This is a genomic window from Synechococcus sp. ROS8604 (genome assembly GCF_014279655.1).
GTDB lineage: Bacteria > Cyanobacteriota > Cyanobacteriia > PCC-6307 > Cyanobiaceae > Synechococcus_C.
The window spans coordinates 195256-211335 of record NZ_CP047946.1; the positions used below are offsets into that span (position 1 = coordinate 195256).

The 16080-nt window shown below is 56.0% G+C and carries 13 protein-coding genes; 3 read left to right on the forward strand and 10 right to left on the reverse strand.

Annotated elements, in window-relative coordinates; genetic code table 11:
- Position 1: 1 nt before the first annotated feature.
- Positions 2 to 2977 carry a peptidase domain-containing ABC transporter gene (locus SynROS8604_RS00920; RefSeq protein ID WP_186544795.1) on the reverse strand — a complete coding sequence of 992 codons (2976 nt, stop codon included), beginning with the start codon at positions 2975 to 2977 and terminating at the stop codon, positions 2 to 4.
- Positions 2974 to 3603 (reverse strand): hypothetical protein, encoded by a 630-nt coding sequence (locus tag SynROS8604_RS00925; protein ID WP_186544796.1) that lies wholly within the window; start codon positions 3601 to 3603, stop codon positions 2974 to 2976. Before SynROS8604_RS00925 ends, SynROS8604_RS00920 begins: the two co-directional genes overlap by 4 nt.
- Here SynROS8604_RS00925 and SynROS8604_RS00930 point away from each other — a divergent pair.
- Complete coding sequence (locus SynROS8604_RS00930) at positions 3602 to 4282, forward strand: M48 family metallopeptidase (RefSeq protein WP_186544797.1); 681 nt, start codon at positions 3602 to 3604, stop codon at positions 4280 to 4282. The two genes, SynROS8604_RS00925 and SynROS8604_RS00930, sit on opposite strands and share 2 nt — an antisense overlap.
- Here the strand turns inward: SynROS8604_RS00930 and SynROS8604_RS00935 are convergent.
- Complete coding sequence (locus SynROS8604_RS00935; protein ID WP_186544798.1) at positions 4272 to 5411, reverse strand: glycosyltransferase family 4 protein; 1140 nt, start codon at positions 5409 to 5411, stop codon at positions 4272 to 4274. The two genes, SynROS8604_RS00930 and SynROS8604_RS00935, sit on opposite strands and share 11 nt — an antisense overlap.
- 44 nt (positions 5412 to 5455) lie before the next feature.
- Here SynROS8604_RS00935 and SynROS8604_RS00940 point away from each other — a divergent pair, with 44 nt between their 5' ends.
- Positions 5456 to 6181: a hypothetical protein gene (locus SynROS8604_RS00940; RefSeq protein WP_186544799.1), complete on the forward strand. Its 726-nt coding sequence runs from the start codon at positions 5456 to 5458 to the stop codon at positions 6179 to 6181.
- On the forward strand, positions 6181 to 7239 hold the full coding sequence (locus SynROS8604_RS00945; RefSeq protein WP_186544800.1) for a hypothetical protein: 1059 nt from the start codon (positions 6181 to 6183) through the stop codon (positions 7237 to 7239). Before SynROS8604_RS00940 ends, SynROS8604_RS00945 begins: the two co-directional genes overlap by 1 nt.
- Here the strand turns inward: SynROS8604_RS00945 and SynROS8604_RS00950 are convergent.
- From SynROS8604_RS00950 to SynROS8604_RS00980, 7 genes are all read right to left on the reverse strand, one after another.
- The gene (locus tag SynROS8604_RS00950) at positions 7236 to 8006 is read right to left on the reverse strand and encodes an ABC transporter permease (RefSeq protein ID WP_186544801.1); all 771 of its coding nucleotides are present in this window, start codon (positions 8004 to 8006) and stop codon (positions 7236 to 7238) included. The genes SynROS8604_RS00945 and SynROS8604_RS00950 overlap by 4 nt on opposite strands.
- Positions 8006 to 9727, reverse strand: a complete 1722-nt coding sequence (locus tag SynROS8604_RS00955; protein ID WP_186544802.1) for an ATP-binding cassette domain-containing protein — start codon at positions 9725 to 9727, stop codon at positions 8006 to 8008. Before SynROS8604_RS00955 ends, SynROS8604_RS00950 begins: the two co-directional genes overlap by 1 nt.
- 143 nt (positions 9728 to 9870) lie before the next feature.
- Entirely contained in the window at positions 9871 to 10695 is an 825-nt protein-coding gene (locus SynROS8604_RS00960; RefSeq protein ID WP_186544803.1) for a calcium-binding protein, read from the reverse strand.
- A 122-nt stretch (positions 10696 to 10817) separates the two neighbouring features.
- Positions 10818 to 12302 carry a sulfotransferase domain-containing protein gene (locus SynROS8604_RS00965; protein WP_186544804.1) on the reverse strand — a complete coding sequence of 495 codons (1485 nt, stop codon included), beginning with the start codon at positions 12300 to 12302 and terminating at the stop codon, positions 10818 to 10820.
- A complete protein-coding gene (locus SynROS8604_RS00970) occupies positions 12296 to 13447 on the reverse strand; it encodes a lipopolysaccharide assembly protein LapB (protein ID WP_186544805.1) in 1152 nt (383 codons plus the stop codon). The genes SynROS8604_RS00965 and SynROS8604_RS00970 overlap by 7 nt, the downstream gene beginning before the upstream one ends.
- Complete coding sequence (locus tag SynROS8604_RS00975; protein WP_186544806.1) at positions 13440 to 14978, reverse strand: DUF563 domain-containing protein; 1539 nt, start codon at positions 14976 to 14978, stop codon at positions 13440 to 13442. The genes SynROS8604_RS00970 and SynROS8604_RS00975 overlap by 8 nt, the downstream gene beginning before the upstream one ends.
- Positions 14942 to 15931, reverse strand: coding sequence for a glycosyltransferase family A protein (locus SynROS8604_RS00980; RefSeq protein WP_186544807.1), 990 nt, complete (start codon positions 15929 to 15931; stop codon positions 14942 to 14944). The genes SynROS8604_RS00975 and SynROS8604_RS00980 overlap by 37 nt, the downstream gene beginning before the upstream one ends.
- Positions 15932 to 16080 lie beyond the last annotated feature (149 nt).

Consider the following 16080-nt stretch of genomic DNA (forward strand, 5'->3'; position numbering starts at 1 on the left):
CTTAGGCCGCCGCGGCGTGTTGTTGTTCTGCGAGGGTGGCAAAAGAGCCACGAAGAGCTATGAGCTCATTCCAGTTGCCGTCTTCGAGTAAGACCCCTTGATCGAGGAGCAGGATCCGATCGGCGTGGCGCAGGGCCGCGATGCGATGGGTCACGATCAATAGGGTGCGGCCTTCAAATCGCTCACGCAGTCGAGCAAGTACTAATGTTTCTGTGGTGGGATCCAGGGCCGCGGTGGCTTCGTCGAGAACGATCAGGCGTGGGTTTTGGAGCACCATGCGGGCGATGGCGATGCGTTGTTTTTGTCCGCCTGACAAGCCACCACCACGCTCTCCGACGCGTGTGTTGTAGCCATCCGGCAGGGCCATGATGAAGTCATGGGCGCAAGCCACCCTGGCTGCATCGATCACGGCTTCGTAGGGGGCGTCTGGCATGTTGAGGCGCAGATTGTCCATCACCGTGCCATCGAACAGGATTGACTCCTGAGGCACAAACCCCACCTGGCGTCTCAAGCTGCCGATCTGCACTTTGCTGATGTCCGTGCCGTCGATGAAGATTCGCCCTTCCTCTGCCTGATAAAGCCCATCGAGCAGCTGAACCAGCGTGCTTTTGCCACTTCCACTGCTGCCAACGAGGCCCACAACATCACCTGCTGACAGGGAAACAGAAAAGTGGTCGAGTTGGCGGCCACTGGTGAGGCCGTAGGAGAACGACACGTTGTCGATGTCGATGCGGCCGGCAATCGCAGGCAACGGAAGCATGTAACTCGACGCCAGAGAATCTTCGGGTTTGCTTCCGAGAACGTCGGCCAACGAATCCATGGCGGCCCTTGCGTCTTGATATTGATCGGACACAGACGACAACTGGAGCATCGAACTACCCAGCTGGCCGCCGAGGATCATGAACACAAAGATTGCCCCAACGGTTGTGCCTCCTTGGATTGCAAGCGCGGCGCCCACCATCAGCAACGCTAGTCTTGTGCCTTTTGGGATTAAGAAATTCAGCTCTCGCGCCAATACTTTCAGGCGTTCGAGTTGGAAATCCTCGCTAGAGAATGTTCGATAGCGCTGGAGCCATTGCCAGCGAGCCTGGGTAGCGAAATTTTGTGTTTTTACGGTGCGGATTGCACTCAGGCACTCCACCAGAAATCCTTGAGCACGGGACCAGGCTCGATTCCGGCGCGTGATTTTTCGTTTAATCGGTTTACGGCTGAACCAGGTGGCGAAGAACATCAGCGGGATTTTGCTGAGCACCACCAGAGCCAAGATCGGTTGAATCGCGAACAGCACGATCGCGACCAGTGGGATGAACACCAGATCAAGGGCGGTGTTGATCACGGTGCCGGTGAGAAAAGCGCGCACGCGGCGCAAATCATTGAAGCGGCTGGATAGATCGCCGACGGTGCGCTGATCGAAAAATTTCATCGGCAGCCGGAACAGATGGCCTACGACCTGGCTGCCAAGGTTGGTGTCAATGCGATCGGAGAGATCCACGATCAGATTGTTTTGCAGCAGAGCCAGGACCGCTTTGATCACGATGATCAGGCCCATGAAGGCTCCGATCGGCCACAGCAGACCGAGATCACGGGTGCTGATCACCACGTCCACGATCTGCAAAATCGCCAAGGTGAAGCCGATCTCCAGGACTTTTCCGGTGAATCCGGCGATGAACACCAGACTCATCTGGGTGCGATAGGGCTTCATCACATTCCAGAACCAGGTCAGGTCAAAGCGGCTGGCCTGGATGTCGTTGTCTGCAGATTCGGCTGGGCGCACCAGCACCAAACGGATTCCGTCCGGGCTGAGCTCGCTGAGCTCGGCAACGCTGAGTTGGATCAAACCCCGACTGGGGTCGACCACCACCAAGCCTTTGGAGCCAGCGTCTTCCACAAGCAGGAAACGATCCTCGAGTTTCACCAGTGCCGGCGGTTCCAGCCGATGTACCTGGCTTGCTGGAGCGGTGAGAGGCCTTACCTCCAAGCCAAGGCTTTCCAAGATCTGCCCCAGATGCAGGAGCGAAATGCCTCCAAGGCGTTGCTCGCAGTCGAGCAACACCTGCTCCACCGTGTCGCGGGGGAAGGGAAAGCCGAAGCGACTGGCCAGTCGCTTCAGACAAATCAGCGCAGTGGGAAGAGGGCCATCGCCTCGCTCTCGTAGGGGTGGGAGGCGTCGTCTGCCGCTACTCAAGCCAAGGTCGCTGGGATCGATCGGTTCGGGAAGTTCTTCCGCTTCAGTGGCTTGTTCCCAGAGATCTGTGGGAGCACGACCGGATTCAGCGGCGGTTTGTTGTCGCGTGCGTCGCGCTGCCAGGGCCTCTTCCAGGGCACTGCGCTGAATGGCGAGCAAGCGTGCTCCCATGGGGAGTTGCTTCGCCTCTGAAGTCGGCGTCCAATGGTCAATCGCCGTGCCGACTGGGCTCTCCAAGGGCATGGGAGCGCTCGGTAACCAAAGCCAGCTGTCATCTAGGGAACAGGAACGTTGCAGTTGCTCTCCACTGCGCAATTGCAGCGCGCCTGGGCGCCAGAGTTCCGCGATCAGTCCGGGAATATCGTCGTAGCGTTGTGGTTGGCGGCTCAGCCAGCCCAGCAGCAGCTCGGCGAATTCACTGCGATCCGCTTCGATGCATCCCTGCTGGAGTGCTTTTTCTTGGGGAAGCAGCTCTAAAAATTGTTGAGCCGGAAGGGCGGCCACCAGGGTGGGTTCCATGGCAATGGCCGCCTCGCAGGGCCGTCCTCTCACCAAGCCGCACCAGCCAAGGGCATCCCCACTGCCAAGACGCGCAAGAGTGAAGGGTCCGGAAGCCGGATCATTCGCGATCAAACGCACGGCTCCCTCGGCAATGAACATCACCTGGTGGGGGAGGCGGTCGGCCTGCAGCAGGGGTTGCCCTGTTCGGTAACGCAACCATTGCAGTTTGGATCGCTGCGCAGCAAGCCAGCCCTGCATCGGGATCGGTAACGGGGCTTCGTTGTTGCTCATGGTTGAGGGATAGGGCAGGAACTGCCGGGTTCTGGAGGGTCGGCAATCAGAGGTGTGATGCAGTGGCTGAGCCAACTGCGATGCAACCGATCAATGAGTTCACGACGAGTTGCTTGATCCCATTGGGCTGGTTGGCGAGAGTCCAACCGAAGCACAACGCTGTTTCCGTTGGCAACGCGCAAGGGTGGCTGAACCACACCAGGTTGAGCCCTTAAAACGAGTCGGTCGAGCGGACTGCTGAGCTCTTCGAGACGGATTGGCCCCAAGTGGCCTCCGCTGTCTCGGAAACGGCCTAGGGATTGCGGGGCGAGAGCACGAAAACTTGTTTCTCCATCTTTGAGCTTGAAGTACCACTCCTGGGCGAGGTGGGGGTCGCTGCTTTGCAACACGGAGACGCACACAGAATCGAGGGCTGACCCCATCTCCAGAAATTGCTGTTCTGCTTTTTGGGCAAATGCTGCTTCTTTCCAAGCATCCAAGGATTGAGCTTTCGCAATGAGAGCTTCCATGCGGCGACCGATCCAGATGGCCAGCAGGTCTGCTTCCAAGAGGGCCTCCACCACATCAGTGCTGGGCCATTGCAAAGTAGGCAACTGGATGAGTTGAGTGGTTGTGGAATCATCCATGCAGGCGCCCCCCTTGATGCAAGCCAAGCTTGACGCAATTTGGGCAGAAGTTCAGAAGGCGTTGCACGACTCTGCCTGGGATGAGGCGGAAGGCTTGTTACGGCGTTTTATCCAACTCTTCCCTGACTCGCCTGTGGAGGTTTGGGACGTTTTGGCCTACGCCTTGCTGATGCAAGGGGATTACTCGGCTTGTCTGATGATTTTGAAGCCTTGGAGCTGTCATCCGAGCCGCAGTTATTGGCTGAACCACAAGCTCGGAGATGCCTTCCGTGGTTTGAATCAGCTGGAAGAAGCGGCAGCTGCTTACCAGTTGAGCTTGGCAGATGGGTCCAATAGCCCCATGACGATTCGCAATCTGTTGCAAGTTCTGGATGCTCTTTTGCCGCAAAGAGCAGTTGCTCAGCTTGCTGAATGGCAAGCCAAGGGCACTTTGAAGTCATTCGTCCTTGACGGTGCTCGAGAAGCCGCAGTCCTGCTACCGAGCTTGCAATTGTCGGAGGCTTTGTTTGCCTCAGGACACGCCGATGCTCCCTGCCGCCGGCGACTCTTGGAGGCGGCTTGTTACTCCTTTGATTTGCGAGCTTGCTCAGGGCTGTTGGAGGCGTCGCGTGGTTCTGCTGAAGGCCTCACGGATTGGGAGTTGAAATTGCAAAAAATGCTTGGGATCTTCAATCACTGAGAGAATCGATCAGCAAACGGCCAAGCCGCTGGCGCACAATCCCTTGGAGGCGAGCAGAACTGAGTCGCTCCTGAACAGCCCTCTGCCCCTGTTTGCCGAGCTCGTTAGCTGCCGCCCTGTCGTTTGCAAGCCATTGCATGGCGCTGGCTGCTGCGTTGCCGTCTGGTTCTGCCCAGGTTGCGCCAGCGACGTAGTCGCCGCAGGTGCGTTGAATGGTGGTGGGTTGCCAGGGAATCAAGGCGGCACTTCCGGGAGGCATGAAGTCGAGGTTGCCGGAATACCCCGTGGCAATCACCGGGAGACCTATGGCCATGGCATCGGCGAGGGTGAGCCCAAATCCTTCGGCACGATGCAGGCTCACCAGAGCATCGGCTTGGTCATAGAGCCGATCCAAATCAGCTTGGGAGAGGAGATTGGTGATCCAGCGGATGCGTGGATCACCCTTGCCTAGTGCTTGAAGAGCCTGGGCCTGTTCAGGAAACTGTTCAGCACTGCTGGCTTTGACCAGTAGCTGTACGGGGGGGGCTCCGCTTTTGTTGGGGGGAAAGGCGCGCTGAAAGGCCTGGATCACGGCTTCAGGGTTTTTGCGCTCGGTGGTGCTCCAAAAATCAAACAGGGTGAGAAACGTGAATGGCCGTTCTTGTGGGTTTCGGTTTTGTGCAAGCCGTTGTGCGGCCCGCTGCTCAAGATGGCTCCAGTTGGGTAGGTGGGGCAGAGCGATCACAGGGACGGGGGAGCGTTGAGCGAGTGCTTGTGCCGTGAAGCTGCTAGGGCACCAGATTTCGTCATATCCCTCGAAAAAGGCCTCCCATCCGGATGGAAACTGTTCCAGCTCCCAGGCCCAATAGCCAATGCGTAGCGGTGCGCTGAGGCTGAATTGGGCAAGCAATTCTGGGTTGCTCGCCAAGATATTGGGATTGGTGTGCACGAGATCCACTAAAGGCAGGGCATCGGTGGTGCGTGAATCCCAGCTGCTGGATGGCAGGTTCTGAATCGCGGCATGGCTGGTGAGCGCTAGATCGATGTAGCTCAATTGGCAGCCCACGGCTTCAAGCGTTCTTGCCGTGGCTCGAGCACCCCCGGAGAGACCAAAGCCAGCGCGGAGGTGGCCGTAAAAACGAATACGCACGACAGACGATCGCTGGCTTTCGGTGGATAATGCGATCCATTATCTTGTCCCAACGAACCAAGCTTTTGCCCATTCATGACTTGCTAGGGCTGGCGCGAGATCAAAGGCGTGTGTTGCATAACCGCCGATTGTCCAAAACGGATGAGGCTCTGGCGTTTGTTGAGGCTGTGGAGCAGAGAGTGGCGTTGCCCTTAGCAACGTTGCATCAATATGTGGGGCCTTATTCCCTCTTTCAGCCAGGAGCCGATAACACCACAGAGACACATCAGAAGTTTTATGCCCAGCACGAGCAGGTGAAATCGCTTTACCTCGCGTTGGCAAAGCGGATTGTTACGGATGTGATTGGTGAACCTTGCTATGTGCAGGCTATTCCTACTTATCGATTTGGATTGCCAGATAATCGCTGGGTGGGAAGTTATCACCGTGATTCAGATTTTGGGCATAGCGATTATGAGCTCAATGCCATTTGTGCACTCACGCCAATGCATGCTAGTGCTGCGCTGCATGTGGAGCAGAATGCAGGGAAGTATGACTTTCAACCCTTAAACTTAGAGATGGGAGAAGTGGTTTTGTTTGACCATATTGATCGGCTTCATGGTTGTCCTTTGAATCGAGAAAGCGTTTCCGTAGCCAGTATTGATTTTCGATTTGTGCCTCAGCGCTTTGCAGAAGTGGCATTTACGAATGCTGCACGGAGCGTGAATACTGCCACAGCCTTTCTTCCCGGTTGTTATTTCACCCGTGAGTTGGTTGAGCCAGGTTTGAACTGATGGGATTCCGCCGCCGAATTAAACTCGAGTTGCGCCATGGCCTTCGCTTGGCCCAGGCGCGTTGGGAAACAATCCAAGCTCCCTTTTATGCCCAGCGTGATCGGGAGCGAATGGCTTCCATTCATGCCTTGGAAAGGGTGAAGGAGCTCGTGCTCCCTGTGGGGATCGAGCGAGGGCACGCCAGATTGGTGCTGTTTTCGCACTACCACCCGAAGGGTTGGCTGCAAGCGTGCATCCGGCGTGAACTAGCTGATCTCAGGGATCGGGGATGGCAGGTGTTGCTGCTGACTGATGCCCTGGATCGCGCTGGGCGGGAGTGGTGTCAGAGCCATGGTCTTGGCTTGCTGCGTCGTCGCAATGAAGGACGAGATTTTGGTGCCTTTCAAGATGCCTGGTTAACGCTGCAGCAGCGAGGGCTTGGGCCGAGTATTGATCGCTTGATTCTGCTCAATGACAGTGTTTATCCCATTACAGATCTGAGTGGAAGCAGCTGGCCTCGCTTTTTGGAAGGGGGCGGCGATTTGGTGTTGGGGTTCAGTGACTCATTTCAAAATGGCTATCACCTGCAGAGCTATGGATTACACCTTCCAGGAACCGTGCTTCAGCAGCCCTGGTGGACGTCTTACTGGAGTTGCTATCGCGGTTGGGGGGGGATGAGTGTGGCAATCCGTGATGGTGAAATTGGCTTGTCTCAGTTGTTGCTCAATCAGGGAATTGGTTTAAGGGCGCTGCACCCTGTGAGTCGGTTGCGGGCACAATTAGCCAGTGCCGAGCTGTTGGAGAAGCTTCAGGTTCATTGTTCACGAGAAGCCGCTGTCTGGATTCAAATGCAGTTATTGGAGACAGGAATGAGCTCCGTTAACTATTACTCTCCTTGCCATTATTGGGCGATTCCTCTGCTTCTGGATGGCTGCCCCTTTTTGAAACGTTGGTTGCTGGAAAGTAATCAACAGCAGATGCTCGATCCATTGCTCGTTGCCGGTGGTCAGGCAGTGTTTGTGAATCCAGATGAATTGCCTGATTATTTACGTCCGCCGGTGATTGGCTTCGCTGGCTAAAGCCAGCGAATGATTCTCATCCGTTTGCTTTCGAGCTGAGAAAGTAACCCAAGCACGAGTAGAAGTTGTCCGATTAAAACCAATCCTTGAAGTCCCCAGTGGGGATGTCCCAAGAAGGGATCTCGGGCGAGCCGAACCCAGGCATACAAAGGATTGATATCACTCACCCAGCCCAAGCCGCCGAGACTTTGGCGGTAGAACAAAATCGGTGACGCTAAAAATCCAATTTGGAGCAGAACGGGCACCAACTGGTTGAGATCAGCAAGGCCCACGGCGATCGGAGCAATCAGCAGGCTGAGCCAGAGGCAGCCGAGCAAAAGATTGATCAGTCCCAACCAGCCCCCCTGAAGGAAATGGCCCCAGAGAGTGGGCTCCAGCAGGCCCATCACCACCAGAACGGCCGTAAGAGCAATAAGGAGAGAAAAGCTGGAGGTGAGCCACTCTTCGATCACCACAACTCCGAGTGGTAAAGGTTGGTTGAGCAGTCGCTCACGGGAGCGTTCCAGCAAGGTGCAACTGGCGCTGATCGCTGTAGCCAGGGTGTTCCAACTCACCAGGCCCAGGGCGACGTACACCCAGTAGGCGCTCCAGTCGGCCACGTTGGTAAGGGTGCCGTAAATCGTGCCGAGAACGGCCATGGTGAGCAGGGTGGAAATCCCAATCCAGCTGCTTCCAAGCAGGGTTCGGGCAAATTGGGCGCGGATTCGTAGCCAGGCGCCGTAGGCAAGGGCGGGTAAAAGTGGGCGGTACGTGGAAAACAGTGACATCAATTCAGCTGTCCGCGGTAGAGCTGCAGGGCGCGATACAGGCTTCCGTCGTAGCGAAGACGGCCCCGCTCCAGAATCACACCACGGGTGCAGTAGCGACGCAATAAGTCTTCTGAGTGGGAGGCAAGCACCAGGGTTCCTGCAGCATCAATGAATTGATCCAGATGTTTACGTGCTTTGTTTTGAAACCATTGGTCGCCGGCGGCTAGCCCTTCATCGAGGGCCAGTCCTTGCACCTTTCGGAAGGTGATCAAAGCGAAGGAGAGACGGGTCCGCATGCCCAGAGACCAGGTTTTGATCGGTGTGCTCAGAGCCTCTCCAAGTTCGGTGAAGGTCTCAAGCTGTTCGAGATAGGAAGGCCAGCTTTGGAGGTTGGCTGCGTGGAGGCGATGGGTGTATCGGGCCAGTTGCAATCCCGTGAGTTCCTGGGAGAAGCCGAGTGATTGATCGATGACCGGGGCCATCGCTGGACCATCCCGTTGGAGTTTCCCGCTCGATGGCCGATAGATGTCTCCAAGCAGGCGGAGCAGTGTGGTTTTGCCACTGCCGTTGTGGCCGAGTAGACCGATGCGTTCGCCATGGCCGATGCTGAGATCAAGGTGGTCAAGTGCTAAGGGACGTAGCCCACTACGCCCTTGTTGGGTCAACAACCGTTTGAGCGAGCGGCGTTGCTCTCGCCCCCGCAGATCGATGCAAACTTGTTTGAGGCGCACGTAAGCAGGTTCGTCATCGTTTTGCTTGATCTCGAGGGCCTTGAGATCCTCTTCTCCGAGCAGTTGAGGTTTTTTTGTGTTTCTGCGTTCTTGAGCGAGCAGCTGACCTAACTGGTCTCTACGGTTGGCCTCTAAGGCAAGTAAACGTTGGCTGAGCTGGGGTGAACCATCCAATAGCTCACGCACAGGCTCTAATGCTGTTTCTGAAACGGATCCAATCTCATCCGCCTGATGCATGGATTGGTAGAACGCTTGAGCGAGATCCAACCATTGCTGAGGGACATCCGTGAGTGTCTTAGGTGGTTTGGGAGATTCACGTTGTTGAAGAATCTCTTTTGGCGTCAGGCTGAGCTCTAGCCCTGCTTCGCGCCAGAGATTGAGGGCCGGTTGAAGGGTGCGCTCTGGCTGTTCGAGCAGCTGTTCAAATCGAATCAAAGGCCACGCGCTGACCATGGGCAGCCGTTGCCTTAACTCAATGATGTCTAAGTTGTGCCGCAACCAAAGCGCGAGTGCTTTGAGGGGGGGCATGTCATCGCGATAGCCAATCGAACCCACAACAGCCGCAGGGTTTCTCACGATGGCAATCCCACATCGGAACCATGCCGGGGTCAATGCGGCTGAGATCTGTGGCATGGTTCGACACAGCCTGGGATCCTTCAGAGCGATGAGCTGATGCGCGGCAGGCGAACACCAGCTTTGTAAGAGGCGCTTGGTTTCTCGCTGCAGACCTTGCTGCTGTTGATGGGATCTGGACTCGGTCAGGGCATTATTTTGTAGGGGCCAAGAGCCATCCCACAGGGAACCTTGAGCCGCAAGGATGGCGTCATTGAGAGCAATCAGGTCCGCAGACTCCTGAAATCCTTCTGGATTATCTGCAGCTGGTGGCAGAAGGTTTGGAGGGAGCTGGATTCCGTGTTGATGGAGAGCACGAACGCAGAATGATGTGCCACTTCTATGCATGCCTAGCACCCACAAAGGGGCATGTTTTGAGGGTGAGGCAGGTGTCAACCGTGCTGAAAGAAGTGGATTGGAAGTTTTAGTTTCTCTTATAGCTGATCCCCTTTGGCTCAAAACTTGTTAATTGCATAAAAAAGCCGACTCAACAAGATGAGCCGGCTCAGTCATAAAAGAACTATCTAACTAGGACAAGATCAAACGAACTCGATGTCGTCTCCCTCGATGGACTCGCCTTCGGAAATAACTGCTGTTGTGCCTGTTTGAGCACCAGAAAGGGTAATTGTAATAGCGTTGGTGCCAACACCTTCGATGTCAACAAGATCTTCGAGATCAGCATCAATCTGAATCTTGTCGTCGCCATTGACGTCAAAGTCAGTAATGGTATTGACATTGTTGCCTTGAAGTTGGTCGACAGTTAAATAAACAATGTCATTGCCAGCACCCAGCGTTCCAGAATCATTGCCGATACCTACGCGAACGATGTCGTCACCAGCTCCAGCGTTGAACTGGTCATTTCCAGCTCCCAAGCGGATGAAGTCGTTGCCCTGACTACCCTGGACTTGATCGTTGGCTGCACCAGTATTGACGTAAAAATCAAGGTTGGCCGCTGTTGCGAAGGCGTTGCTATCGCCGCCAGGAAGGTTGGAAGCAATCGTGCCGCCTCCAATAGCTGCAGTGGAGGTGTCAACGTCGGCACCATCTGTGATGGCACCGTCCAAGTTGACGACAGCACTTCCTTGATATCCATCAGCAATCTGGTACGACGTTCCTGAACCAGAAAGAGGGTTTCCTTCAGCATCAACAGTAGTGCCAATTGCTACCGCTGCTGTTCCGCTTCCGTTGATGACAACGTCAGCTCCTTCAGCAGCTGAAGCAACTTCAATAATTCCGGTCTCGGGAGCTTCAATAACAGCAGGACCAGTTGTTGCCTCAGAAACCACAACCGATTCGCCGGAGGAGACCGAAGTAGTTGAGCCTGTTGGAGCGACTGCAGCAGTTTCAGTCGAAACAGGGGTCACCGGTTGGATAAAGGTTGACACTGATTAGAGGTTAAATGTCATCGAAAAATATCAGCAGCTGCGTGAGTATGCTGCTCAGGAAGTGCCAGTTCTGAAATTAGATCGTTGATGCACGCAAAAATCTAGTGGTGGGCAGGGTTTTTCATTTTATACGTAATCTGCATCTTCGACATTGTGAGGGCTTTCTGACATCGGGCGTAGAGGAATTCCTCAAGTCGCTTTGAGAGCCCCGGAGATACTTGTTCTGGGACGCCAGGATTCACATTCACGGCTCGCCACTCGTTCATCCAGGGCGACGGGTCGTCGGGTTGATCTAAGAAAGAAAGAACCCGTTGCAGCTGCGACGCTGGCGTTTCAAACAGTGATTCGCTCGAAAGCACGAGCATTTGCTTGCTCACATCGATGTGCTTCTGCCAGTTGCGCAGATGAACGTCGTAACAGCTGTCTTGCAAGGCCCCGGTGCCAATGCGGGGATGGTGAAGAAGCTCCTCGCTGCTTAAGGCTTCGAGTTGGTCCAATTCAAGCGTGAGCCAGTGATCAAGGCTGCCTTCTAAGCCTTCCAGGCGTTGGAGATGGCGGACCCAGCTCAAGGCCCTCTGGACTGGATCACGCAGAAGAAGGATGGCCCGGCCGTGAGGCATCAATGTCGCAAACCGCTCTGGGGTTGGTAGATGGCTGAAATAGTTTGGAGTGGCTTCCCCTCGCAGCACCTTGGCATCGGCTTTAAAGCGGGGGAATTGAGCGCAGTACCACTCATGCCCAAGTTCGAAATTTCCATCAAAAAAGCTCAGTTCTTTGCGGGGATGACACCAAAGATTGGGGCAATGGTTCAGCCAGCGGATGAGAGAGGTTGTGCCTCCTTTGGGAACGCCAATGATCACGAAGTCAGGGGGTGTGGGCGCTGCTTTTTGTTCGTCCAGTTGTTTGCTGAGTGAACCCAATTCCAGGCGAGCGGCCCGGCGCGACTGACGGATGGCCTTTTTTATGCGGCCTTGCTTCAAGATGTAATGGGCTAAGAGTTGTCTTGGGAGTGCTCTCTGGGGTTGTTGGTTGCAAAGTTGCGTGTAGAAATCAACGAGTTCTGGCAAGAAACGCTCGCTGCAGCGCGTGAATTGCAGTTCGTTGTGGATGTGGAAGGGCTCAGGGTTGCAACGTAGGGACGCCAAAAACCAGGCAGCAGCTTGATCAAAATCGCCGCGAGCTCGATGGAGCTGACCTAGGCGGTACGTTGCAATCGGTAAGCCGCCTGGGAGCACCAAGGTTCGAATCAGGTGCTGCTGCTCTTCTGCTTCTAAGCCCAAGCTTTTGGCAACGCAGCTGCGCAAGTGCCACGTTTGTGCAGCTGCGTTTTGCCAATTCACCAGTTCCAGGCAATCTTTAGCCAATTTGGGATGGCGTTGCTGCAGCAGCCAAGCCGCACAGGCGACTGCACTGCCTTCTCTCTCTCCCTCTGAGATTGCAAACTTCAGCAGTGGCAGAGTCCAGTGCCGAATCCGATCCCAGCGTTTTGCCGCAGCGGCTGCCTCCAACAGCTGTTGGAGTTGCTTGTGTTGCAATTTCCCCTGGCGGGCTGCTGCGCGGCATTCGCACCAATGCAAATTCAGCATGGTTGCGATAGCTGTTGGCGCCAGCCTGGAGATTCAGCTGCAAACTCCACAATCAGCTGAGCCGATCCATGGCGTTGTGAATCCCAAGAGGGCCACTGCTCAATCTCGATCGTTTGATTGAGCCTGGACCGGAGCGCTTCAACTTGGTGTCGTAGCCATAGGGGGTCAGGACTCGCAATCAACCAAAGTTTGAGCGGGAGCTGGGGAGCAGATGGGTTGGTTGCTGATGTCTCCTCGGCTAATGCTTGAAACCAGTGTTCAACAAGGTTGGCTTCAGAAAACCCCACGAGGGCAAGCTGCCTGCACTGATCCCAAAGCTCTGGCTCAGGGCAGTGAAAGTGTGGATCAGGATTGGGCTGGGGAGGAGATTCTCCTCGCATCAGTGCTAGCGACTTTGATGCGCCCATTCCGATCAATCCTTTGCTCTGCAAATCTGGGGCAAAAGAATGATCGGGCTCGCGATTGAGCACTTCCGTGGAGTAGTGAACAACAACGGGGAATTGCTGTTTGCGCAGGGCATGGCGGGCGAGTCGCATCAGCGGCCAAGTTTGTTGTGGTTGCGAGCGATGGCTGCGCAGCCACCATTGCTCCCCTTCATCGAAACGTTTTAAGTCGTCAAGTAGTTTGGCAACGGTGTTGCAAACAGGGGCCGTTGGGATTTCATTGCGCTGTTGTATTCGCAGCAGCATCGGTTGCAGAAGGTCGAGTGCCTGTTGGGGTTGCTCCGCTTGTTTCCAAGCCACCACCAAGGCCAGCAGCGTTTGGATGCTGAGTTCAGGAGGATTGCTGAGGAGTTTTTTTTGCAGAGCGGTGGCTTCCAAAAGCTTGGCTTGCTTGAGGAGGAGGGTCAGTTGTTCCCAACTGTCGTCCTGCCGTCCTGATTTATTACCAAGAATCTGTGCCGCGAGTGCTGGTTCATCGAGATTGAGCCAAAGCTGAGACAGGTTGCGTTTGAGTTCCTCTCGCTCAGGAGGCATCAGGCTCCAGGTTTGCCAAGTGGCAGCACCTTCCGCGTCTCCACAGGCCCTGCGCCAACGTGCGACCCGCTCAAACAGTTCTGGATCCACTTGCTCCAACTGGTCAGCGTTGCTGCCGAGGTCCTTGAGAGCGTTTTGAAGGTCGGAGGGGACGGATCCGTTACTCATTTTTAAATGTTGCCAGGAACTCAGCTGCCTCGCTGCAGCCTGGCCTCAAATCGATGGGATAAGAAAGGGGCCCTTCGTACAACCATTCTTGAAGAGGTAATGGGGTTGCTTTGGCAGCCAAACGTTTGTGCCGCAATTGTCGGCGTTGGATCAGGCCGTCGAAATAGCTTGGTTGATAGGCAGGATTCACGAGCTCAATCACCGTGCCACCGGGAGCCGCACTGATCAGGTTGGCCATCGCTGCTCCATGCGGGGCAATCAGAGTGGATGCGCGAGCCACCTGGGACAGTTGTTCTTCAATCGAGCTCTGCTGAATCGCGTGGATGCGCAGCTGCTGGGACCAGTTGGTTTCTCCGAGCACGGCGCGGCGCACGGCTCCAGGGCGGGCGAACCATCTCCTTGCTGAGCGTTCTGTTGATGGGCTGATGCGCGTTTGTGCGCTCCAAAACTCGTCAAGCCACTGGAGGTTGTCGCGGCTGGGGTGCCCAAACGGAGCCGCAAAGTTGGGAACGATGAGTGTTTCAGCCTGAATGTGGTTGGAGGGAGCGACCAAGCGCTCGGGTCCGATCCCAAGCCGCTTCAGGCCCTCTTGCACGTAGGCCGTGTTGCCGCCGTTGTGCCAGAGGCGCAGGTTTGGCCATTGCGCTAGGGCCGTGGTCCAGCATCGACCGAGTCTTGGAAGCAACTCCATCTGCCAGTGGAAAAACATTTCCCCGGAAAGCTCCGCGATGGCTAAGACCGGGCCCCCCAGTTGTTTAGGGAGCGCCAGCTCGGATTCAGCGGCTTTGAGTTGCAGCTCAGCCACCTGCTCAAACACGGAGAGGTGAGGACAGCTTGGCCAGGGCCAGGGATAGTGGCGGCACAAGTCGGATTGGTAGGCACCATGGTGGTCCACAACAGCGACGCCATGGCTTTGATGCCAGGGATTGCGCTGGCGTTGCACCCACAGCCTCCCCTGGGAAAACACCCGCAGCTGTAGGGGCTTGGCGTTGGCCGAGCTTTGCTGTTGGCAGGGTTGGCAGTGCTGGGTGGCGCATGGGGTGAGCGGCCAGGGCTCCAGTTCGGCTGGGGGCTCTGCTAGCCAATGGGCGCCGCTGCCGTAGCCAATCCGGGCATGCAGGGTGGCCAGTTGTTGGTCCAGGGCAGGATCACGACCACAGCTCCAGGCCCGCTCCAAGAGCTGAAGGGCTCGACTTGGAACCTCCGGCAAAGCCAGTGTTCCCCAACCACGCAGCAGCCGACCCAGTTGGTTGATTTCCGTTTCGCCTGGCTCGTGATGCAGGAGATGGGTGGTGAGGGCAATCGCCTGTCGTCTTAGGGGCGCGATCACATCCGCGTTCAAGGTTGCAGACGCTGCATGGAGATGGGCTCCCACGGAGATGGCATCACTGAGCAGTAAATGGCGCCAGGCCTTCAGTGCTGCCAGAGGCTTTCCGGCTTCTAAATCGCTCAGCGCCTGGGCATGCACAGCCTCTGCTTCGGGAACGCCACCCTTCATCGCGCTAAAAGCAGCGTTTCGGCCTGTTGCCAAAATTCACTCGCCAACAGTTGATTGCGGTTGAAGCGTTCGCCGATGCGGTCATTGCTGCGTTGAAACACTTCAATTAGGTGCACGGGCCTTCTGGCCAGGGGATAGGGGCAATCATTCAGGGCCTGACGAAGCAACTCGAGGGCGAAGCGATCCTGATTGCCTTGCCAGGCTTGCCATACGGCCCAGGTGGTGGTGCCATAACGCAGTTCGCTAGCCCAAGCCTGAGAGCTCTCCGGAACCTGATTGAGGTGGCGATTCATCACCGCTAACAGGCCCAACAATTGTGGTTGCAGTTTGGCGCTGGCACTCCCTGAATGGATTCGATAACGCACGAGTTCTTGTTTGATCCAGCGTCCTTGATGGCCAGCGGCAGCCAGTCGCACTAGGAGATCCACATCTTCTGAATGGCGTAACTTCGCATCAAAGCCACCCACTGATAAAAATGCATCACGGCGGATGGTCCAGGCACTGGGCAGCACGGCCTTGTGTTCTAAACACTGCTGCCAGCTGAAACCGGCGCCTTCTCTCCAGGGATGCACCGCATGCTTTTTGCGGCCTCTGGCATCACAGCGCCACCAGCCTCCGTGCACATGGCTCAGATTGGGATGGTCGCGTAGCGCTTGGATGGGAAGCGACAGCCTGCCAGGCAGGGGGCGATCATCGGCATCAAGAAAGGCGATCAGGGGAGCACGGCTGGCCTGAACGCCAAGATTGCGGGCAGCAGAGACTCCTTGTCCGCCTCCATCCAGCAAGCGCCAACGCTGCTGGGGCCAGTGCCCGCAAAGTTGTTGAAGCCGTTGGCCTGATTGATCTGAGCTGCCATCGTCGATGGCAATGAGTTCAAAAGGTGTAGTCCATTCTTTGACGAGGGCAGACAGAAGCGCAGGCAGCCAAGGGGAAGCATTGCGCATGGGCAAAACCACGCTGATGCTTGGCATCTTGTGTTCACCCATGGATCTGATCTGAAATACTTGGGTAGGTAATCCTTCTCATATGGCTCGTTCTCGACGGCGTGCTGCCAAGCAGCGAGCAGCACGTTTTACTACTCAGACCGATGAGAGTGGTCACTCGCAACAGCAGTTTGATGAGTCCAAATCTGCTT